This is a genomic window from Sphingosinicella sp. SM1-17, from assembly GCF_056821765.1.
On the sequence record NZ_JBPDIO010000001.1, the window covers coordinates 1,125,769 to 1,144,519 of the forward strand.

At 64.5% G+C, this 18,751-nt stretch carries 18 protein-coding genes; 3 read left to right on the forward strand and 15 right to left on the reverse strand.

The window, feature by feature from the left end:
• Nucleotides 1–2: 2 nt before the first annotated feature.
• The 12 genes from ACRYLT_RS05740 to ACRYLT_RS05795 form a co-directional block, all read right to left on the reverse strand.
• Nucleotides 3–932, reverse strand: coding sequence for an electron transfer flavoprotein subunit alpha/FixB family protein (locus ACRYLT_RS05740; protein WP_482663144.1), 930 nt, complete (start codon nt 930–932; stop codon nt 3–5).
• Entirely contained in the window at nt 929–1,681 is a 753-nt protein-coding gene (locus ACRYLT_RS05745) for an electron transfer flavoprotein subunit beta/FixA family protein (protein WP_482663145.1), read from the reverse strand. The genes ACRYLT_RS05740 and ACRYLT_RS05745 overlap by 4 nt, the downstream gene beginning before the upstream one ends.
• 126 nt (nt 1,682–1,807) lie before the next feature.
• Nucleotides 1,808–3,013: an ADP-forming succinate--CoA ligase subunit beta gene (gene sucC, locus ACRYLT_RS05750; protein ID WP_482663146.1), complete on the reverse strand. Its 1,206-nt coding sequence runs from the start codon at nt 3,011–3,013 to the stop codon at nt 1,808–1,810.
• Nucleotides 3,014–3,065: 52 nt separating this feature from the next.
• On the reverse strand, nt 3,066–3,203 hold the full coding sequence (locus tag ACRYLT_RS05755; RefSeq protein WP_482663147.1) for a hypothetical protein: 138 nt from the start codon (nt 3,201–3,203) through the stop codon (nt 3,066–3,068).
• Between the two features lie 22 nt (nt 3,204–3,225).
• A complete protein-coding gene (locus tag ACRYLT_RS05760) occupies nt 3,226–4,557 on the reverse strand; it encodes a dicarboxylate/amino acid:cation symporter (RefSeq protein WP_482663148.1) in 1,332 nt (443 codons plus the stop codon).
• A 127-nt stretch (nt 4,558–4,684) separates the two neighbouring features.
• The gene (locus ACRYLT_RS05765) at nt 4,685–4,993 is read right to left on the reverse strand and encodes a hypothetical protein (protein ID WP_482663149.1); all 309 of its coding nucleotides are present in this window, start codon (nt 4,991–4,993) and stop codon (nt 4,685–4,687) included.
• Entirely contained in the window at nt 4,990–6,501 is a 1,512-nt protein-coding gene (gene rpoN / locus ACRYLT_RS05770) for an RNA polymerase factor sigma-54 (RefSeq protein WP_482663150.1), read from the reverse strand. The genes ACRYLT_RS05765 and rpoN overlap by 4 nt, the downstream gene beginning before the upstream one ends.
• Before the next feature lie 3 nt (nt 6,502–6,504).
• Nucleotides 6,505–7,284: an LPS export ABC transporter ATP-binding protein gene (gene lptB / locus ACRYLT_RS05775; protein ID WP_482663151.1), complete on the reverse strand. Its 780-nt coding sequence runs from the start codon at nt 7,282–7,284 to the stop codon at nt 6,505–6,507.
• Nucleotides 7,285–7,380: 96 nt separating this feature from the next.
• Entirely contained in the window at nt 7,381–7,914 is a 534-nt protein-coding gene (locus tag ACRYLT_RS05780; RefSeq protein ID WP_482663152.1) for an LptA/OstA family protein, read from the reverse strand.
• Nucleotides 7,911–8,549 (reverse strand): LPS export ABC transporter periplasmic protein LptC, encoded by a 639-nt coding sequence (gene lptC / locus ACRYLT_RS05785; protein ID WP_482663153.1) that lies wholly within the window; start codon nt 8,547–8,549, stop codon nt 7,911–7,913. Before lptC ends, ACRYLT_RS05780 begins: the two co-directional genes overlap by 4 nt.
• Nucleotides 8,542–9,159, reverse strand: coding sequence for a ribonuclease D (locus ACRYLT_RS05790; RefSeq protein WP_482663154.1), 618 nt, complete (start codon nt 9,157–9,159; stop codon nt 8,542–8,544). Before ACRYLT_RS05790 ends, lptC begins: the two co-directional genes overlap by 8 nt.
• A 34-nt stretch (nt 9,160–9,193) precedes the next feature.
• Complete coding sequence (locus ACRYLT_RS05795) at nt 9,194–9,997, reverse strand: TerC family protein (protein ID WP_482663155.1); 804 nt, start codon at nt 9,995–9,997, stop codon at nt 9,194–9,196.
• Nucleotides 9,998–10,305: 308 nt separating this feature from the next.
• Between ACRYLT_RS05795 and ACRYLT_RS05800 the strand changes: the two genes are divergently transcribed.
• Nucleotides 10,306–11,070 (forward strand): cold-shock protein, encoded by a 765-nt coding sequence (locus ACRYLT_RS05800; protein WP_482663156.1) that lies wholly within the window; start codon nt 10,306–10,308, stop codon nt 11,068–11,070.
• A 72-nt stretch (nt 11,071–11,142) separates the two neighbouring features.
• On the opposite strand, the gene ACRYLT_RS05805 is transcribed toward ACRYLT_RS05800, so the two are convergent.
• On the reverse strand, nt 11,143–12,726 hold the full coding sequence (locus ACRYLT_RS05805; RefSeq protein ID WP_482663157.1) for a cisplatin damage response ATP-dependent DNA ligase: 1,584 nt from the start codon (nt 12,724–12,726) through the stop codon (nt 11,143–11,145).
• 40 nt (nt 12,727–12,766) lie between these two features.
• Between ACRYLT_RS05805 and ACRYLT_RS05810 the strand changes: the two genes are divergently transcribed.
• Entirely contained in the window at nt 12,767–13,594 is an 828-nt protein-coding gene (locus tag ACRYLT_RS05810; protein ID WP_482663158.1) for a metallophosphoesterase, read from the forward strand.
• Nucleotides 13,595–13,596: 2 nt separating this feature from the next.
• Here ACRYLT_RS05810 and ACRYLT_RS05815 read toward each other — a convergent pair whose 3' ends face one another.
• Nucleotides 13,597–13,980 (reverse strand): hypothetical protein, encoded by a 384-nt coding sequence (locus ACRYLT_RS05815; RefSeq protein WP_482663159.1) that lies wholly within the window; start codon nt 13,978–13,980, stop codon nt 13,597–13,599.
• A 142-nt stretch (nt 13,981–14,122) separates the two neighbouring features.
• Here ACRYLT_RS05815 and ACRYLT_RS05820 point away from each other — a divergent pair, with 142 nt between their 5' ends.
• Nucleotides 14,123–16,129 (forward strand): putative bifunctional diguanylate cyclase/phosphodiesterase, encoded by a 2,007-nt coding sequence (locus tag ACRYLT_RS05820; protein WP_482663160.1) that lies wholly within the window; start codon nt 14,123–14,125, stop codon nt 16,127–16,129.
• Between the two features lie 143 nt (nt 16,130–16,272).
• On the opposite strand, the gene gyrB is transcribed toward ACRYLT_RS05820, so the two are convergent.
• Nucleotides 16,273–18,744, reverse strand: coding sequence for a DNA topoisomerase (ATP-hydrolyzing) subunit B (gyrB, locus tag ACRYLT_RS05825; protein WP_482665402.1), 2,472 nt, complete (start codon nt 18,742–18,744; stop codon nt 16,273–16,275).
• Nucleotides 18,745–18,751: the final 7 nt, after the last annotated feature.

The following is an 18,751-nucleotide window of genomic DNA, read 5'->3' on the forward strand; positions in this document are numbered from 1 at the left end:
GGTCAAAGCTTCTCGGTAAGCTCCGGAACGATCTTGAACAGGTCGCCGACCAGCCCGATGTCGGCGACCTGGAAGATCGGCGCATCCTCGTCCTTGTTGATGGCGACGATCGTCTTGGAATCCTTCATCCCGGCGAGGTGCTGGATAGCGCCGGAAATGCCGATGGCGACGTAGAGCTCGGGCGCGACCACCTTTCCGGTCTGGCCGACCTGATAGTCGTTGGGGACATAGCCTGCATCGACCGCGGCTCGGCTGGCGCCGACAGCCGCTCCGAGCTTGTCGGCGAGCGGCTCGATATATTGATGGAAGGCCTCGCTCGAGCCGAGCGCTCGTCCTCCGGAGACGATGATCTTCGCGCTGGTCAGCTCGGGCCGCTCGCTGTGGGCGATCTCGGCCCCGACGAAGCTGGACAGGCCCTGGTCTCCCGGTCCCGACACGGCTTCCACCTGAGCCGAGCCGCCTTCACTTGCCGCCTTTTCGAAGGCCGTGGTCCGAACCGTGATGACCTTCTTGGAATCGGCACTCCTGACCGTGGCGATCGCGTTGCCGGCATAGATGGGGCGAGTGAAACTGTCCTCGCCCTCGACCGACAGGATGTCCGAGATCTGCATCACGTCGAGCAGGGCGGCCACTCGGGGCGCGATGTTCTTGCCGGTCGTCGTCGCAGGAGCGAGGAAGGCGTCATAGCCTTCCATCAGCTGCGCCACGAGCGGGGCCACATTCTCCGCCAGCCCATGACCATAAGCGGGATCGTCAGCAACCCGCACCGTTCCAACCCCGGCAATCTTGGCTGCCGCCTCGGCCACTCCACCGACGCCCTGACCGGCGACGATCAGATCGACTTCGCCCAGCCTGGAAGCCGCCGTGACGGTTCCGAGGGTGGCGTCCTTGAGCTGTCCTTCCTCGTGCTCAACCCAGACGAGCGTCTTCATCCGATCACTCCCGTTTCCCTGACCTTGTCGATCAGCTCGTCGACCGAACCGACTTTCACGCCCGCCTGGCGCTTCGGCGGCTCGGTCACCCGGAGGGTGGTCAGCCGCGGCGTGGTGTCGACGCCGTAATCGGCGGGCGTCTTTTGCGCGAGCGGCTTCGACTTGGCCTTCATGATGTTGGGCAAGGAAGCGTAGCGCGGCTCGTTGAGCCGGAGGTCGGTGGTGACGACCGCCGGAATCTTGAGCTTCACAGTTTCGAGCCCGCCGTCCACTTCCCGGGTGACATTGACGCCCTCGGCGCCATCGACTTCGACCTTGGAAGCGAAGGTGCCCTGAGGCCAGTTCAGGAGGGCCGCCAACATCTGCCCGGTCTGATTCGAATCATCGTCGATCGCCTGCTTGCCGAGGATGAACAGCCCCGGCTGCTCCTCCTGAGCGATCTTCGCGAGGATCTTGGCAACGGCCAGAGGTTCGACTTCGTCATCGGTCTGGACGAGGATGGCGCGATCCGCGCCCATGGCGAGGGCCGTACGAAGCGTTTCCTGCGCCTTGGCCGGGCCGATCGATACCGCCACGATTTCGGTGGCGATGCCCTTTTCCTTGAGCCGGATGGCCTCCTCGACGGCAATCTCGTCGAAAGGGTTCATGCTCATCTTGACGTTGGCGAGATCGATCCCCGTCTGGTCCGCCTTGATCCGCGGCTTGACGTTGAAGTCGATCACCCGTTTGACGGCGACCAGCAGCTTCATTCTCAGCACCTCCTGCTCGTCAGTCCAGCGAAAGCTGGCATCTCACCGCTGAATGGGAGTGAGACCCGGTCAATCCCGGATGACTCAAATTCGTCGGAACGTCTTGCCGCGCACCTTACGCGAACGTCAAGCCGGCACCTTCTCCCGAACCTGAGCGACGATCTTCCGTGCGGCGTCGCCAAGATTGTCCGCGGGAACGATCGGAAGGCCCGAGTCGGCAAGGATCGCCTTGCCGGCCTCGACGTTGGTGCCTTCAAGCCGAACCACCAGAGGCACGTTCAGGTCCACTTCGCGCGCGGCGGCGATGATTCCTTCGGCGATGATGTCGCAGCGCATGATCCCGCCGAAAATGTTGACGAGGATTCCTTCGACGGCCGGATCGGAGAGGATGATCTTGAACGCGGCCGTGACCTTCTCTTTCGAAGCGCCGCCGCCGACATCCAGGAAGTTGGCCGGCTCGGCGCCGTTCAGCTTGATGATGTCCATCGTCGCCATGGCGAGGCCGGCGCCGTTGACCATGCAGCCGATATTGCCGTCGAGCTTGATATAAGCGAGGTCGTGCCGCGAAGCCTCGAGCTCCATCGGATCTTCCTCCGACTCGTCGCGAAGCGATTCGAGATCGGAGTGGCGGAAGCCGGCATTCGAATCGAAACCGACCTTGGCATCGAGCACCAGCAGCCGACCGTCATCGGTGACGGCGAGCGGGTTGACCTCGATCTGCGAGGCGTCGGTGCCGATGAAGGCCTCGTAGAGCTGCTTGGACAGCTTCTGAGCCTGCTTGTTGAGCTCGCCCTCGAGGCCCAGAGCGTGAGCGACGGCCCGGCCGTGATGCGGCATGAAGCCGGTCGCCGGATCGACGGTGAAGGTGTGGATCTTCTCCGGCGTGTCGTGAGCCACATCCTCGATGTTCATCCCGCCTTCGGTCGAAACGACGAAGGCTACCCGGCCGGTCTTTCGATCGACGAGCAGGGCAAGGTAGAATTCGCGGGCGATGTCGACGCCATCGGTGATGTAGAGGCGGTTGACCTGCTTGCCCTCCGGTCCGGTCTGGACCGTGACCAGCGTCCTGCCCAGCATGTCCTCGGCATGGGAGCGCACTTCCTCGACCGTGCTGGCGAGCCGGACCCCGCCCTTGGCGTCGGGGCCGAGCTCCTTGAACTTGCCCTTGCCGCGACCACCTGCATGGATCTGCGCCTTGACGACGAAAAGGGGTCCGGGAAGCTTCTGCGCGGCCGCAACCGCTTCCTCGATGCTGAAAGCGGGGTAGCCGGCCGGAACCGGGACTCCGAACTTGGCCAGAAGCTCCTTGGCCTGATATTCATGAATGTTCATGAGGCGCGCCTAAAGCACAGCCCGCCGCGGATGGGAAGCCGCTCGCTCCGGCTCATTCGCGTCCGCCGCCGCCGCTGTTCTGGCTGCCGGTCCGGCTATTCTCGTTGCGATCCTCGCGCTGCTTCTTGTCGCCGCCCTTGTCCTCGTTCTGCCACTGATCGAAATCGCCCTTCTTCTTGTTGTCGGTCATCGCTGCCTCCTTCTCGGGAAGCTCAACGGACCGGCTGGAGGTTCGTTTCCGACAAAGCGACGTCCAAGGTCTCAGGCGGGATCATGCCCTCGCGCCGGGCAACGATCGTCGGCACGAGCGCCTGTCCCGCCACGTTGACCGCGGTTCGGCCCATGTCGAGAATCGGATCGATGGCAAGCAGAAGTCCCACGCCTTCCAGTGGCAAACCGAGCGTGGAGAGGGTGAGAGTCAGCATGACGGTTGCGCCGGTGACGCCAGCCGTAGCGGCCGAACCGAGCACCGAAACGGCGGCAATCAGCAGATAGTCCGCTGGTCCAAGGGATATGCCGTAATATTGGGCAACGAACAAAGCGGCGACCGCGGGATAGATTCCGGCGCACCCGTCCATCTTCGTCGTTGCCCCGAGCGGAACCGCGAAGGCGGCATAGGCCCTCGGAACCTGGAGCGCTCGCACCGTCACCTCCTCGGTGACCGGAAGAGTCCCGACCGACGAACGCGAAACGAAGCCCAGCTGGATCGCCGGCCACGCACCGGCAAAGAAGCGCGACGGGCTGAGGCCGTTCAGGCGAAGGAGCAGAGGGTAGACGACGAACAGGACCAGCCCAAGCCCGACATAGACGGCGAGCGCGAACTGGCCGAGCTGGGCCAGAGCGCTCCAGCCGTAGCGTGCCACGGCCGTTCCGAGCAAACCGGCCGTACCGATCGGAGTCAGGCGGATGATCCACCAAAGGACCCGCCGCACCACCGCCAGTGCCGACCGGGCAAAGGCAATGAACGGAGCGCCCTTTTCGCCGCTTCGAACGGCCGCAATGCCGAGGACGATCGACAGCACCAGCACCAGGAGGATGTTGAAGCCGACGGTGCTGGTCGCGTGCCCGTCTTCGCCGAGACTTGTCAGGACGGTCAGTCCGAGGAAATTGGCTGGAACGACGCCTCGGAGGAAATCGGTCCACCCGCCAAGGCTGGAGGGCGCCTGCGCCGCTGACGCCGCAACTCCTGCATGGCGGCCGGGCTCGAGCAAGGTTCCGACCATCAGACCGATCGCCACGGCGATTGCCGCCGTGATCGCGAACCAGAGCAGCGTTCGCCAGGCGAGGCGAGCGGCATTGGCCATCGCGCCGAGGTCGGCGATGCTGGCGACGATGGCCGTGAACACGAGCGGCGGAACCACCGCCTTGAGAAGCTGGACGAAGATCGACCCGACCGTGGCCAGCGTTTCGGCAAGCCAGTTGCTGTCGCTGCCGAGGGCCCTGGCAGCCAGCCCGAGCACAATGCCGACACCCATTCCGATGGTCACCTGAACGCCGAAGGAGGGCCAGCGGAGGGATGGAGAAGGTTCAGCAGCAGTCGTCATCGGCGCGAGATATGCCGCGCACTTCAGCCCTTCAAACCGAAGGGGACGAGTTTGCACGATCGATGCGCTGCGGGTGCGCAAGAAGCAAAAAGCCGATCGCCGGCCCGCCTGATTGAGGCAAAAGCTTTCAGTCGCGATCGAGCGCGCACCGCGCTGCGGCACCGGAGGCGATGCTCCAGATTTCGGGATCCCTGAGGGCTCGGACCCGGTGGAGGAAGCTTGTCACGCTGCGTTCCTCCCGGGCGTAAGGCAAGTCTGCGAGTCGCCGGAGCTGGATCAGCGACAGCCGGTCGACCATTCGCCGGGCCATGCAGCCGGCCATGGATTTCGACAGTCCCGCATTTTCGAGCCCTTGGCGAAGTCGGTTTTCGGGCGTTGCGCAAGCGGCAAGGAGTCCGACTGCGGCGATGAGTCCCGCAAGCGCCTTCACGGTCACGCCGCTCGACCGATGGCTTTCTGCCGCCGGCGCTGGACGGACGAGCCGATCCCCATTGCCTCGCGATACTTTGCGACGGTTCGCCGGGCGATGTCGAAACCTTCGCCCTTGAGCATATCGACGAGCTGGTCGTCGGACAGGATCTTCCCCGGATCCTCGGCAGCGATCAGAGCCTTGATCCGGCTCTTCACCGCTTCCGCCGAAACGGCATCGCCGCCATCGGCCGACTGGATTCCGCTGGTGAAGAAATATTTGAGCTCGAACAGGCCCCGGTCGCAGGACAGATATTTGTTGGATGTGACCCGGCTTACCGTCGATTCGTGCATCCCGATCTTTTCGGCCACGGCCCGGAGAGTCAGCGGCTTCAGGTGCGAGACTCCGTGGCGAAAAAAGCCTTCCTGGGCCGTGACGATCTCGCTTGCCACCTTCACGATCGTCCGGGCGCGCTGGTCGAGCGCCTTGATCAGCCAGTTGGCGCTTTGCAGACATTCGGAAAGCCAGGCGCGAGATTGCCTGTTCTGCGATCCGCCGGACAACTCGGCATAATAGGTCCGGTTGACGAGGAGCTTCGGAAGGGTCGCGCTGTTCAGCTCGACGGCCCAGCCATTGCCGCGCCGGGCGACGAAAACGTCGGCTATGATCGAGTCGACCCGCTCCGAGCTCGTGAAGCGGCAACCCGGCTTGGGGTCGTAAGCACGCAGCTCGCGGATCATGTCGGCGAGATCCTCGTCGTCGACGCCGCAGATGCGCCTCAGCGCCGCCAGATTGCCCTTGGCGAGATAATCGAGATTCGCGATCAGCCGCGCCATGGCCGGGTCGTAACGGTTGGCATCCTGAGCCTGAAGCGCAAGACATTCCGCGAGGTTGCGAGCGCCGATGCCCGCCGGGTCGAACGTCTGGATGACGGCAAGTACGCGCTCGACCTCGTGCAGTGGAACGTTCAGGCGCTGGGCAATGTCGAGCAGCGAAGCGAGAAAGTAGCCGGTCTCCTCGATCTGGTCGATGATCTGGTCGGCAATGATCAGGTCGGCGCCCTTGAGGCACTCGCCGGCCTGGCGGCGAAGATGATCATGGAGCGACACCTGATCGGCGGCAAAGCTGTCGAAATCGGTACCGTCCTCGCTGCCGCCGCCGCTTCCGGTTGCTGAAAGGCCCAGGCCGCCGTCGAGACCCAGCATTGCATCGGCCCGGCTGTCCTGGTGGAAGTCTTCGCTGTTGAAGTCCACGTCGAGCGGCGAATCGGTCGTCGCATCGCCGGAGATCACCAGCTCGTCGACCGTGGCGGGCTCCTCGCGCTCCACGAGGATCGGTTCGGGCTCTGCCGCTTCGCCCGCCGCTTCCGGCTCGCCGCTTCCACTGTCGAGCAACGGGTTCTTCTCGATCTCTTCGGCGATGAAGGTCTCGACCTCCAGATTGGACAGCGCCAGCAGGCGGATCGCCTGCTGAAGCTGGGGGGTCATCACCAGCGACTGGGACTGTCGAAGGTCGAGACGGGGACCCAGCGACATGGTCTACAACTCGAAGCTTTCGCCGAGATAGAGGCGACGGACGTTCGGATCGCGCACGAGGTCGTCGGGGCTTCCGGCGAAGAGCACCTGGCCGCCATAGATGATGCAGGCCCGGTCGACGATGTCGAGCGTCTCGCGGACGTTGTGATCGGTGATGAGGACACCGATGTTGCGCTTCTTCAGCTCGCCGATCAGGTCGCGAATGTCCTGGATCGAAATCGGGTCGATCCCGGCAAACGGCTCGTCAAGCAGCATGATCGACGGATTGGCCGCGAGCGCCCGGGCGATTTCGCAGCGCCGCCGCTCTCCCCCCGACAAGGCCATGGCCGGCGCATCGCGCAGCCGCTCGATATGGAATTCGGCGAGGAGTTGCTCGAGCCGCTCCCCCCGAGCCCCCTTGTCCGGCTCCGCCACCTCGAGCACGGCCATGATGTTCTGCGAAACCGTCAGCCCGCGGAAGATCGAGGTTTCCTGCGGAAGATAGCCGAGTCCGAGAATGGCCCGGCGGTACATCGGAAGACCGGTAATGTCCTGGCCGTCGAGCAGGATGCGGCCGGAATCCGGCCTTACCAGGCCCATGATGGAATAGAAGCAGGTCGTCTTCCCGGCGCCGTTCGGACCGAGCAGGCCGAGCACTTCGCCGCGGTCGACGCCTAGCGAAACATCGGTGAGCACGGCCTTCTTGTCGTAGGACTTGGCGATCGAGATGACGGAAAGTCCGCGCGAAACGTCGCCGACCGCGGCCGCGGCGTCAGGACGTTCGATCTGGAGCGTCTCGTTCATCAGCGTCAGTTATCCCCTTGGCTTCCCTAGGCGATCCGGATCGCAGGCTCAACGGCAAGAATCTTGCATGGGCGAATTTGGCACCTGCGTTGCGGCTCAGCTGCCGCCCCGCTGCGGCACGGTGAATCGCCCCTTCACCCGGCCGCCGCTTTCCTGGACACCGGGAGCGCCGCCGTCCATCACCGCGCGGCCGCTGTCGAGATCGAGGACGAGACGGCCCCCCTGAACTCGCGATTCCCCGCGGGCCAGGGTCACGTCGCCGATCATCGTGACCAGCCTCCGGTCGAGGTCGTAGATGGCATAGCGGCTGCGCGCCGTTTCCGACGGACTGCGCAGGGTCACCCCTCCGCTCGCCTCGAGACGTTTGATTTCGATCCCGCCGGTATCGGCATAGGCGACGGTGAGGCGCGACGTGCTGAGCTGGAGGCGGCCTTGCCGAACCTCGACATTGCCGCTGAAAATGGCCCGGTCGGCGCGATCCTGCACTTCGATCCGGTCCGCCGCGACGTCCACTGGCGCATCGGTGTCATGGCCCTTCAGCGCCGAGGCGGCGCCCTGTCCAATCGCCATCTGGGCGCCGGCCAGACCGCCGGCCAAAGCCAGAGCAAGCCAGAGAGGCGATCTGTTCATCGCATGCCTCCCTGGACAATGTGAAGCCGGGCCCGCCCCGTGAGGACGACCCGCCGATCGGGAAGGCTGACCTCCATTGCGTTCGCGCTGAACCGGCCAAGCGGCATCTGCCCCTGGACCGGTCCGTCGCTCTCGAGTCGGCGCTCGCGAAGATCGGCGGTGACGTCGCGGGTCGCGAGGCGGTAGCCGTCGGCGGCGGTGAAGAGGATCGGGCCGGTGACGTCGACCTGGTCCTTCTCCATATTGTAGCGCCCGCGATCCGCGGTGAGTCGTGCCGGGCCGTCGTCCAGAAGGATCTGGGCGCGCATGTCGGTTATGTCGACGATCGGCCGGGCGGCGCTCTGCTGGAGTGCCGAGCCGGCGTTCAGCACGAAGGGGCGGCCGCGATTGTCCTGACCCCGATATTGCGCCGATTCGACTCGCATCCTTTCTTCGGCATGCTCGACCTTGTTCTTGTCGAGAATGAAGCTGACCTCCTGCTTGTCCTCGAGCGGCGAGAAGGCGAGAAAGGCGAGAACGACTCCGATCAGAGCCGGCAAGGCGATCTTCAGAAGCCTGATGAGGCTGTCGTGAGCGCCCCCTGGAGCGGCCCAGCCGCGCTTCTGTATGCGCTCGCTTTCGGCCAGCTCAGACATGGGCGAAGATGTCCTGATCCGCCCAACCGGCCAGATCGAGCAGCGAACGGTGCGGGAGAAAGTCGAAGCAGGCCTGGGCCAGCGCGGTTCGACCTTCTCGCTCCAGACGTTCGTCAAGCTTTTCCTTCAGCGCGTGAAGGTAGCGAACGTCCGAGGCGGCATAATCCTTCTGGGCGTCGCTGAGCTCCGGCGCTCCCCAGTCGGAGGTCTGCTGCTGTTTGGAAATCTCCTGGCCGAGCAGTTCTCTGACAAGGTCCTTGAGGCCATGTCGGTCGGTATAGGTGCGAACGAGCCGCGAAGCCGTCTTGGTGCAATAAACGGGCGCCGGCATCACCCCGAGATAGGCCCGGATCGAAGCGATGTCGAAGCGGGCGAAATGGTAGAGCTTCAGCCGCTCCGGATCGGCCAGCACCGATTTGAGTATCGGGGCCGCATAGTCGCTGCGGGGCGAGAAGCGGACGAGATGTTCGTCGCCCCGCCCGTCGGCGATCTGGACGACGCACAGGCGGTCGCGGCCCAGCTGCAGGCCCATCGTCTCGGTGTCGACGGCGATCGGACCCTCTGCGAGAACGTTCGCGGGGAGATCTTCTTCGTGGAAATATACGGTCATGCGCTTCCCGAGATAGGGGGAAGCGCCTGAACGCTCAATGGCCCGTGTCGATTGACGCCTCGGCAGACTCGGAGGGGCTCTTTCGAGCCTTTGCGCGCCGCGACATCATGTTCAGCCCTTCCACGAGAGCCGAGAAAGCCATGGCCGCATAGATATAGCCCTTGGGCACATGAACGCCGAAGCCGTCGGCGATCAGCACCGCACCGATCATCAGCAGGAAGCCGAGCGCGAGCATCACAACGGTCGGGTTCTTGTGGATGAAATTGGCGAGCGGATCGGCGGCCAGGAGCATCACCACAACCGCAAAGAGTACTGCCACCACCATGATTGGCAGATGCTCGGTCATGCCGACCGCGGTCAGGATCGAGTCGATCGAGAAGACGAGATCGAGCAGAAGGATCTGGAAGATCGCCGCTCCGAAGCCGAGAGCCGCCTTGGAAGTGTCGAAGACGTCGTCCGACGGTCGAGAATCGACGTTGTGATGAATTTCCTTCGTCGCCTTCCAGACGAGGAAGAGGCCGCCCGCGATCAGGATCAGGTCGCGCCAGGAGAATTGCGTCTCGAAGGTCGGTTCGCCATGCGCCCCAGGCGAACCCTGGATGCCGAGGTCGAAGACCGGAGCCGTCAGCCCGACAAGCCACGCGATCATCGACAGCAAAGCGAGGCGCATGATGAGAGCGAGGCTGATGCCGATCCGGCGAGCCCGCTGCCGCTGCGCCTCGGGCAGCTTGTTGGACAGGATCGAGATGAAGATCAGGTTGTCGATGCCGAGCACCACCTCCATGACGATGAGGGTGATGAGCGCAGCCCAGGCTTCGGGTTGCGCAAAGATGCTCATGGCTTCGATCATACGGCTCCCCAGTGGTTCGGCAGCGCTGCTGCATAGCGGCAGAGGGGGTCGTGCCGCAATGCGTCACGCTTGGCCTGAATGCAGCGATGGCGGCTTTTCTGGACCTGAAATAGATCTAGTTCGAAGGCTCTGCTTGAGCCGATCTAAGACTTGAGTCGAAAGTCGCTCGCACCAAACAATATTTTCAGGTATAGATTAGCCCGCGTGCCGGCCGTTCCGGCGCGAAGGCCTTTGCGCAGTCAGCCCAGCGCGGCGGTTCTAATAGGATTTTGGGCGCTGGAAAGTAATTGATTCAAATGGGTTTCGACAGAGGGCGCCGTGGTGAGCGCGGCGGGCGCGGCAGAGACAAGCGCGACACTTTCGGGGACGACGTCTACAGCGGCGGATTTGGTGAACGCGGCGGCTTCGGCGGCGGTGGCGACCGTTTCGGTGGCGGCGACCGCTTCGGTGGTGGTGGCGGCGGCGGCGGTTATCGCGGCGGCGGCGGCGGTGGTGGCGGCTTCGGCGGTCCCCGCGGCGGCGGCGGCGGCGGCTTCGGCGGCCCCAGGGGCGGCGGAATGCCCCCGCAGGTCGTTGGCGAGGGCAAAGGCATCGTCAAATTCTTCAACGCTCAGAAGGGCTTCGGCTTCATCGTTCGCGACGATGGCGGTGAGGACGTGTTCGTCCATATCTCCGCGGTCGAACAGGCCGGCCTTACCGGCCTGGCCGAGGGGCAGCCGCTCGAATTCACGCTCGTCGACCGCGGCGGCCGGATTTCGGCGACCGATCTTCGAATCGAAGGCGAGCCGATGCCGGTGGAAGACCGAGGCGCGCCCAAGGAGCGCGGGCCGCAGCGTCAGCTGACCGGCGAGAAAGCGACCGGCACCGTCAAGTTCTTCAATGCGACCAAGGGCTTCGGGTTCATCACTCGTGACGATGGACAGCCGGATGCCTTTGTTCACATTTCGGCGGTCGAGCGTGCGGGAATGATTTCCCTCAACGAAGGCGATCGGCTTGAGTTCGAGCTGGAAGTTGACCGGCGCGGCAAGACCGCGGCCGTGAACCTCGCCCCGATCCAGTAGATCCCACGCAGTGCAGGGCCCGCCGCCGTTCGGCGGCGGGCTCTCGCCGTCCGGCGAACGGCCCATCGGGGTTCAAGTCACCATTCGGCGCAGAGTCTCGATCGTGTCGGCCTCTGCCGCGGGCTTGTCGGTTCGGATCCGCGAGATTCGGGGAAAGCGCATGGCGAGGCCCGACTTGTGCCGCTTGCTCTCGTGAATCGAGTCGAACGCCACTTCGAGCACCAGAGTTTTCTCCACCTCGCGAACCGGTCCGAAGCGCTGGATCGTGTTGTTGCGGACGAAGCGGTCCAGCCAGATCAGCTCTTCATCCGTGAAGCCGAAATAGGCCTTGCCGACCGGGAGCAACTCGCCTTCTTCGTTCAAGCAGCCGAACGTAAAGTCGGAATAGAATGACGAGCGCTTGCCGCTGCCTCTCGCCGCATACATCAGAACGCAGTCGGCGGTGAGCGGATCACGTTTCCATTTGTACCAGAAGCCTGTCCGCCGACCCGCAACATAGGGGCTGTCGCGGCGCTTGAGCATCACGCCTTCGATCGAGGCATCGTGGGTGCCGGCCCGGATGGCCTCGAGCTCGTCGAACGTCGCCGCCTCGATCAGCGCCGAAAGATCGAATCGCTCTGGATCGAGGCGCGGGACCATCCGCTCGAGCCGATGCCGCCGCGCCGACCATGCGAGCTGTCGAACATCCTCGCGCCCATCGATCAATATGTCATAGACCCGGACGAAGGCGGGATAGTCGGCGAGCATCCTCGAGGAGACGGCCTTCCGTCCGAGCCGCTGCTGAAGCGCGTTGAAGCTGGCTGCCTCGCCACCCTGGAATTCGCCCTTCACCAGCAGTTCGCCATCGAGAACGCCATCGAGGTCGAAGGCTTCGGCGATTTCCGGAAAGGTGCGGCTGATATCGTCCCCGGCGCGGCTATAGAGTCGGGTTTCCCCACCGGCGCGGACAATCTGCACCCGGATGCCGTCCCATTTCCACTCGGCGGCATAATCCTCCATCGCCAAGCGCAGATCATCCAGCGGATGAGCAAGCATGAAGGGACGGAAGACCGGGACGTCTTGCGTGGTGGGTTGCGGCCCCTGGCCCTCGGCCCAGGCGAAGAGCGGCAAATAGGGGGGATCGATTCCGTGCCAGACCTCCTCGACGGCATCGACGTCCAGTTCGAAGGCCTGCGCCAGCGCCACCTTGGCGAGGCGGGCGGATACGCCGATGCGCAGCTCCCCGGTCGCCAGCTTGAGCAAGGCGTAACGACCGCTCGAATCAAGGTGATCGAGCATCGCGGCCAAAGCGCCGGGGGCCTCGGCGCGGCCGAGGCTCGCCAGCCGCTCGACGACGTTGGAAATCCGAAGTGTGCCGTCATCCAGATCGGAACCCTGCTCGACCGGCTTGGGCCAAAGCAGCGCCGCCGTTTCGGCGAGATCGCCGACATAGTCCCAACTCATGTTGAAAAGCATCGGGTCGACCCGCTGCTCGACGATCGCGCGGATTGCCGCCGACTTGATCGACGGCAGGTTGAGTTCGCCGGTGAGTGCGGCAAGGGCGTAGCCGCGATCCGGATCGGGGGTCCGCTTGAGATAGTCCCCGATCAGCTTGAGCTTCGCGGTTCGCGAGCGGGTATAGACAAGACTGTCGAGTAGCTGGGAGAAGTCTCGCATCCGGTCACCCATCTCAGCTAGGCGCCCCTTCAGGCAAGCCATGACGATCTTCAGGCTCTTCCTGTTCCTCCTGTTCGCGGGTTCACTCCTGCTCGGCTGGAGCTACCGAACGGCTACGGCCGATCCCATCGTTCGCGAAACTCGGGTCGGGTTGAGCGACTGGCCCGCGGCTCAGTCGCCGGTGACGGTTCTGCTGATCTCCGACATCCATGTCGCCGGCCCCGAGATGCCGCCCTCGCGCCTCCAGCGGATCGTTGCGCAGATCAACGGGCTACGGCCGGATCTGGTGTTGATCGCCGGCGATCTGGTGAGCGACAAGCGAACGGCGACCCGGCGATACGGCCTAGCGGAGGCGATTGCTCCACTCGGGGCGCTGCGGCCGCGGCTGGGGACGTACGCGGTTCTCGGGAACCATGATCACTGGCGGGATGCGGAGCAAGCACGAGCCGAGCTCAGGCGAGCCGAAATCCACGTGCTCGGCAATTCGGCGGCGGCCGCAGGTCCGCTGGCAATCGGCGGACTGGATGATGCCTTCACCGGCCATGACGATCTTGAAGCGACGCTGTCGGCGATGGAGCGGTTGCCGGGCGCGAAGATTCTTCTCAGCCACGATCCGGACCCTTTCCCACGCCTGCCGTCGACGGTCGGGCTGATGGTCGCGGGGCATACGCATTGCGGGCAGATCCGGTTGCCACTGATTGGGGCGATCTCGACGATGTCCGACTTTGGCGAGCGTTACGCCTGCGGGCGAGTCGACGAAGCGGGCAAGACCCTGGTGGTGGGAGCAGGGGTTGGAACAAGCCTCCTGCCGCTGCGCCTCGGGGCGGAGCCGGACATGTGGCTGATCACGATCGGCCCGCAGGCCTGAGTTCAGGCTCCGAGGCGAACGGAAACCGACGCTAGCAGTGCCTCGCTCGCCAAGTCGTCCGTTCGCTCGCAGCCAATCGCGTCGCGGAGGCGATCGAGGTAGAGACTGGCAACGCTTCCGCGCGGGTGGGAGAGGATGGCTCGCTCGAGCGCCGTCGTCAGCGCCACGACCGGGACGAGGCCGTAGGCACCCGCGATGGTGCGGATTCCTGCTAAACGCTGTACCATGTCGCGAACGGTCATCCGCTCGGCCGCCTGCTGCAGCAACTCCAGCCGGTCGCAAAGTTCCGCGCGAACCAGGATCAGTCCGTCACTCCCGCGGGGATCCGGCAAAGGCGCCTCGTGCCGTGGCAGCGGGCTCGACAAAGGTTCACCATTGCAGCGCATTCGGGCGGCTCCTGCCGTGACGCAGGACCATCATGAGGTTCGTTGATTACTTCCCGGTTAAGTTTTGAGGGAAGGAAGATGACTCCGGCACGAGCCAGCGCTTCTAATCCTCCCTTAACCGCTTTCCATTAGTGGCCCGCGGATGGGCGAGGCGGAAACGCGCGGACTGAGGCGTTGGCTGAGCGCGGGGGAAACGGAGACGGCGTTCGGGCGCGCCCTGTTGCGCGAGCGCTATCGACTGCTCCAGCGCCAGATGCCGCTCGTCTATCTGCTGGTGCTCGCCAATGTGTTCGGCTTCCATCTGGGGCACGGGCTCAGTCTCGACCGGCTCAACCATCCCGCGAATTTGCTCGTCCTCCTCGCGCTCGTTCGGCTGGTCCACTGGGTGCGCAACCGTCGTCGCGATTTCCCGCCCGAGAAGATTCTGGTCGAGCTCCGCAGAGCGCTCTATCTCGCCGCCGGGTTCAGCCTGGCGGCCACCTTCTGGTCGATCAACTTCCTGTGGGATTCCGAAGGCGAATATAAGCAGGATCTCGTCATCCTCTTTGCCTCGCTGGCTGCAGTCGGCGTTGCATACGGGCTGAGCGGCTTTCCTGCGGCAGCGAGGCTCCCATTGCTGCTTTTCGCTCTGCCCTTCTCGCTCTTCCTCGCCTTTTCACCGCAATCCGCCCATCTGGGAGTCGGCGTCTGCCTGGCGCTGATCGCCTTGCTGACGTTGCGGCTCATCGGTCTGCAGGACCAGGGATTCGTCGAGATCGTCCGTTCCCGCTCGGCCGTCGAAAACGACCGCGAACTGGCTCAGCTTGCAAAGCAGGAAGCGCTGGCGGAGAAGGCCAGGGTCAAGCGGATCGCCGACAGTGACCCGCTGACCGGTCTGGCGAACCGTCGTGCCTTCCTGCACGCGCTCAGTCGACGTCTCGGCGATTCGACCGGAACACCGTTCGTTCTGGCGCTGCTCGATCTCGACGGGTTCAAGCCGATCAACGACACTTTCGGACATGCTGCGGGCGATTCGGTTCTCGTGGAGGTGGCCGCCCGGCTTCGAGCGCACCCGGCGGCGGTACTGGCGGCTCGGATCGGCGGCGACGAATTCGCTCTGATACTCGAGGCACGGGACGGCGAAGCGGCGATCGCAGCCGGGCGAGCTTTGACTGAAGTACTCGGCCAGCCTTATCGCTCGGACGGGCGCGAGTTCCGACTGTCTTCCTGCTGCGGGCTGGTGCTGCTCCGGCCCGGCGAGAGCGATGAAGCGCTCGCCTTGCGCCGCGGCGACGCCGCTCTCTACAACGGCAAGGATCAGGGCAAAGGAAGCGTGGCGCTGTTCACGCCCGAACTCGAGCGGGCGAACTCGCGCCGGGGTGCGATCGAGCAGGCGCTTCGGACGCGTGAAGTCCACGATCAGATGCGACTGGTGTTCCAGCCGATCTTCGACCTGCGCAGCGGCTCGATCCGAGCCTTCGAGGCGCTGGCGCGCTGGCATCACCCCGAGCTCGGCGCCATCGCACCGTCCGAATTCATCCCGATCACCGAGCAGATCAATGCGATCGAGGCGATCAGTGCCAGCCTACTGGCCGGCGCCGCACGGGAAGCGGCGCATTGGCCCGACGCCGTGCACCTGTCCTTCAATCTCAGCGCGGTGCAGCTTTGCTCGGCGAGCTCGGCCAAGCAGATCCTTGCCGCGGTGGAGCGCGAGCATCTGGCTCCCGAGCGGCTCCAGATCGAGGTGACCGAGACAGCGCTGCTCGCGGATTTCGAAACGGCCAGGCTCAATCTGAAGGCGCTGCGGAGCGCCGGCGCGCGGGTCGTGCTCGACGATTTCGGCGCGGGTTACGCCTCCATCTCCTACCTGCGCGAGATGTTCTTCGACGCGATCAAGCTCGACGGTTCGCTCCTTACCGGGGCAGCCGAGTCGCCCGCGGCGATGCGTTTGTTCAAGGGCGTGCTCGACCTTTGCGCGTCGCTCAACGTCCCCTGCATCGCCGAACATATCGAGACGGCCGACCAGCTCGCCTTGCTTCGCCGGCTCGGGTGCCGAGACGGCCAGGGCTTCGCTCTCGCCCCTCCCATGGTCCCCGCGGAGGCCCGAATCATCGCGGCCGCTCGGGTCGTGCCGTTCCGCACCGCGGGCCAGGCGCCGAACGCCGCCTGACCCTCGACTATTCGATTGCCTTTCACCCACCTCGCATATGATACTGTTACATCATCCTGCGGGAAGACGAAGGATGCGTGCATTGATTCTGGCTTCGATTTCGGCCCTGGTCCTCGCTTCAGGCGAAGCTCGTCAGGCGAGGGTCAAACGTCGAGATTGGCGACGTTCAGCGCATTCTCCTGGATGAAGTCCCGCCGCGGCTCGACGACGTCGCCCATCAGTCGCGTAAAGATTTCGTCCGCCACATCGGCCTGTGCCACCTCGACCTTGAGCAGCGAACGGTTGGTCGGATCGAGCGTCGTTTCCCAAAGCTGGTCCGCGTTCATCTCGCCGAGGCCCTTGTAGCGCTGGATGCTCAGGCCCTTGCGGCCGGCGGCGAGGATCGCCTCGAGCAGCTCGCTCGGACGGCTGACCCGAACCCCCTTGGCGGGAACCGCCTGCTCGTCACCCTCGCCATCCGCGGCCTCGGCCTGAGCGGTCCTGAGCGACACGAGCCGGGAAGGTTTCGCGTAAGCGGCCGCCTGTTCGCTGGACAGGCTGTGCAGCTTGCGGGCTTCCGCCGACACGAGGAACTTGTGATCGACGACGTGGTGATCGGTGACGCCCCGCCACAGCCGGCGCAGGACATAGTCGCCATCCGTGCCGATCTCCGCCGTCCAGACGGCTTCATCGTCGCCCGGGTTGAGCCACGCGGCGGCCCGTGCAAGCGCCTCGCTACGCTGGGCCGGCTCGAGCTGGGGATCGAGGGCGCCCGACAAGGCCAAGGCCTCGATGATGGTCCAGTCGTAGCGCCGGGGAACATAGCGCATCAGAGTCCGCATCCGGCGTGCATGATCGGCAAGCGCCCGCAGGTCCTCGCCGGATCGGGTCCCTTCGGCGGATTCCAGGACCATGCCGCCAATGCCGGCGTCGACCAAATATTGATCGAGCGCCGCATCGTCCTTGAGGTAGACTTCGGAACGTCCCTTGGCGACCTTGTAGAGGGGCGGCTGGGCGATGAAGAGATGCCCGCGCTCGATGATCTCCGGCATCTGGCGATAGAAGAAGGTGAGCAGGAGCGTTCGGATATGGGCGCCGTCCACGTCGGCGTCCGTCATGATCACGATCTTGTGATAGCGCAGCTTCTCGATGTTGAAGTCGTCGCGGCCGATGCCGGTGCCCATGGCCTGAATCAGGGTGCCGACCTCACGGCTGGACAGCATCCTGTCGAACCGCGCCCGCTCGACGTTCAAGATCTTGCCGCGCAAGGGAAGGATGGCCTGGAAATGGCGGTCCCGTCCCTGTTTCGCCGAGCCGCCGGCGCTGTCGCCCTCGACCAGGAACAGCTCGGACTTGGCAGGGTCGCGCTCCTGGCAGTCGGCGAGCTTGCCGGGAAGGGAAGCGATGTCCATCGCGCCCTTGCGACGGGTCAACTCGCGCGCCTTGCGGGCCGCTTCTCGAGCTGCGGCGGCGTCGATGACCTTCTGGACGACCGTACGGGCATGGCCGGGATTCTCTTCCAGCCATTCGGCCAGCTTGTCGGCGATCAGGCTCTCGAGCGGCTGCCGGACCTCGGAGGAGACCAGCTTGTCCTTCGTTTGCGAGCTGAACTTCGGGTCGGGCAGCTTGACGGAGACGATCGCCGTGAGCCCTTCGCGCATGTCGTCGCCGGTGAGGCTGACCTTTTCCTTCTTCAGCTGGCCGGAACGATCCGCATAGACGTTCAAGGTGCGGGTCAAGGCGGCGCGGAAGGCCGCCAGATGGGTGCCGCCGTCGCGCTGCGGGATGTTGTTGGTGAAGCAGAGAACCTGCTCGTAATAGCTGTCGTTCCACTCGAGCGCGACATCGATGCCGATGTCGTCGCGCTGGCCGGTGATGGCGATCGGCTCGGGGATGAGCGGGGTCTTGGCGCGATCGAGCCAGCGCACGAAGGCAGCGATGCCGCCTTCGTAAAAGAGCTCGACGCTCTTTTCCTCCTCGTGACGGGCGTCGGTCAGGATCAGGCGGACCCCGCTGTTGAGGAACGCGAGCTCGCGGAACCGGTGCTCGAGCGTGTCGAAATCGAATTCGGTTATCTTGAACGTCTCGGCCGAAGGAAGGAAAGTGACCTTGGTGCCTTTCTTGCCCGGCGCTTCACCGACGATTTCCAGCGGCGCCTCCGGTTCGCCGTGGCGAAACCGCATGAAATGCTCCTTGCCGTCCCGCCAGACGGTGAGCTCGAGCATTTCCGACAGCGCGTTGACGACGGAGACGCCCACGCCATGGAGACCGCCCGACACCTTGTAGGCGTTGGCGTCCGACGTGTTCTCGAACTTCCCGCCGGCATGGAGCTGGGTCATGATGACCTCGGCCGCCGAGACGCCTTCTTCGGGATGGATGTCGGTCGGAATGCCGCGGCCATTATCCTCGACCGAGCAGGAGCCGTCCGGGTTCAGGGTGATCCGGATCAGGTCGCAATAACCCGCAAGCGCTTCGTCGATCGCATTGTCGGACACCTCAAACACCATGTGGTGGAGGCCGGATCCGTCGTCGGTGTCGCCGATATACATGCCGGGCCGTTTGCGGACCGCGTCGAGCCCTTTCAGCACCTTGATCGAATCGGCGCCGTAGCTGTTTTCATTCGGGGAGGATGCCATGCCGAGC

Bases quoted from the DNA above. Each gene is read 5' to 3' on its own strand.
- ACRYLT_RS05740 (WP_482663144.1), bottom strand. From the start codon at position 932: ATGAAGACGCTCGTCTGGGTTGAGCACGAGGAAGGACAGCTCAAGGAC.
- ACRYLT_RS05745 (WP_482663145.1), bottom strand. From the start codon at position 1,681: ATGAAGCTGCTGGTCGCCGTCAAACGGGTGATCGACTTCAACGTCAAG.
- sucC (WP_482663146.1), bottom strand. From the start codon at position 3,013: ATGAACATTCATGAATATCAGGCCAAGGAGCTTCTGGCCAAGTTCGGA.
- ACRYLT_RS05755 (WP_482663147.1), bottom strand. From the start codon at position 3,203: ATGACCGACAACAAGAAGAAGGGCGATTTCGATCAGTGGCAGAACGAG.
- ACRYLT_RS05760 (WP_482663148.1), bottom strand. From the start codon at position 4,557: ATGACGACTGCTGCTGAACCTTCTCCATCCCTCCGCTGGCCCTCCTTC.
- rpoN (WP_482663150.1), bottom strand. From the start codon at position 6,501: ATGTCGCTGGGTCCCCGTCTCGACCTTCGACAGTCCCAGTCGCTGGTG.
- lptB (WP_482663151.1), bottom strand. From the start codon at position 7,284: ATGAACGAGACGCTCCAGATCGAACGTCCTGACGCCGCGGCCGCGGTC.
- ACRYLT_RS05780 (WP_482663152.1), bottom strand. From the start codon at position 7,914: ATGAACAGATCGCCTCTCTGGCTTGCTCTGGCTTTGGCCGGCGGTCTG.
- lptC (WP_482663153.1), bottom strand. From the start codon at position 8,549: ATGTCTGAGCTGGCCGAAAGCGAGCGCATACAGAAGCGCGGCTGGGCC.
- ACRYLT_RS05790 (WP_482663154.1), bottom strand. From the start codon at position 9,159: ATGACCGTATATTTCCACGAAGAAGATCTCCCCGCGAACGTTCTCGCA.
- ACRYLT_RS05795 (WP_482663155.1), bottom strand. From the start codon at position 9,997: ATGAGCATCTTTGCGCAACCCGAAGCCTGGGCTGCGCTCATCACCCTC.
- ACRYLT_RS05800 (WP_482663156.1), top strand. From the start codon at position 10,306: ATGGGTTTCGACAGAGGGCGCCGTGGTGAGCGCGGCGGGCGCGGCAGA.
- ACRYLT_RS05805 (WP_482663157.1), bottom strand. From the start codon at position 12,726: ATGCGAGACTTCTCCCAGCTACTCGACAGTCTTGTCTATACCCGCTCG.
- ACRYLT_RS05810 (WP_482663158.1), top strand. From the start codon at position 12,767: ATGACGATCTTCAGGCTCTTCCTGTTCCTCCTGTTCGCGGGTTCACTC.
- ACRYLT_RS05815 (WP_482663159.1), bottom strand. From the start codon at position 13,980: ATGCGCTGCAATGGTGAACCTTTGTCGAGCCCGCTGCCACGGCACGAG.
- ACRYLT_RS05820 (WP_482663160.1), top strand. From the start codon at position 14,123: ATGGGCGAGGCGGAAACGCGCGGACTGAGGCGTTGGCTGAGCGCGGGG.
- gyrB (WP_482665402.1), bottom strand. From the start codon at position 18,744: ATGGCATCCTCCCCGAATGAAAACAGCTACGGCGCCGATTCGATCAAG.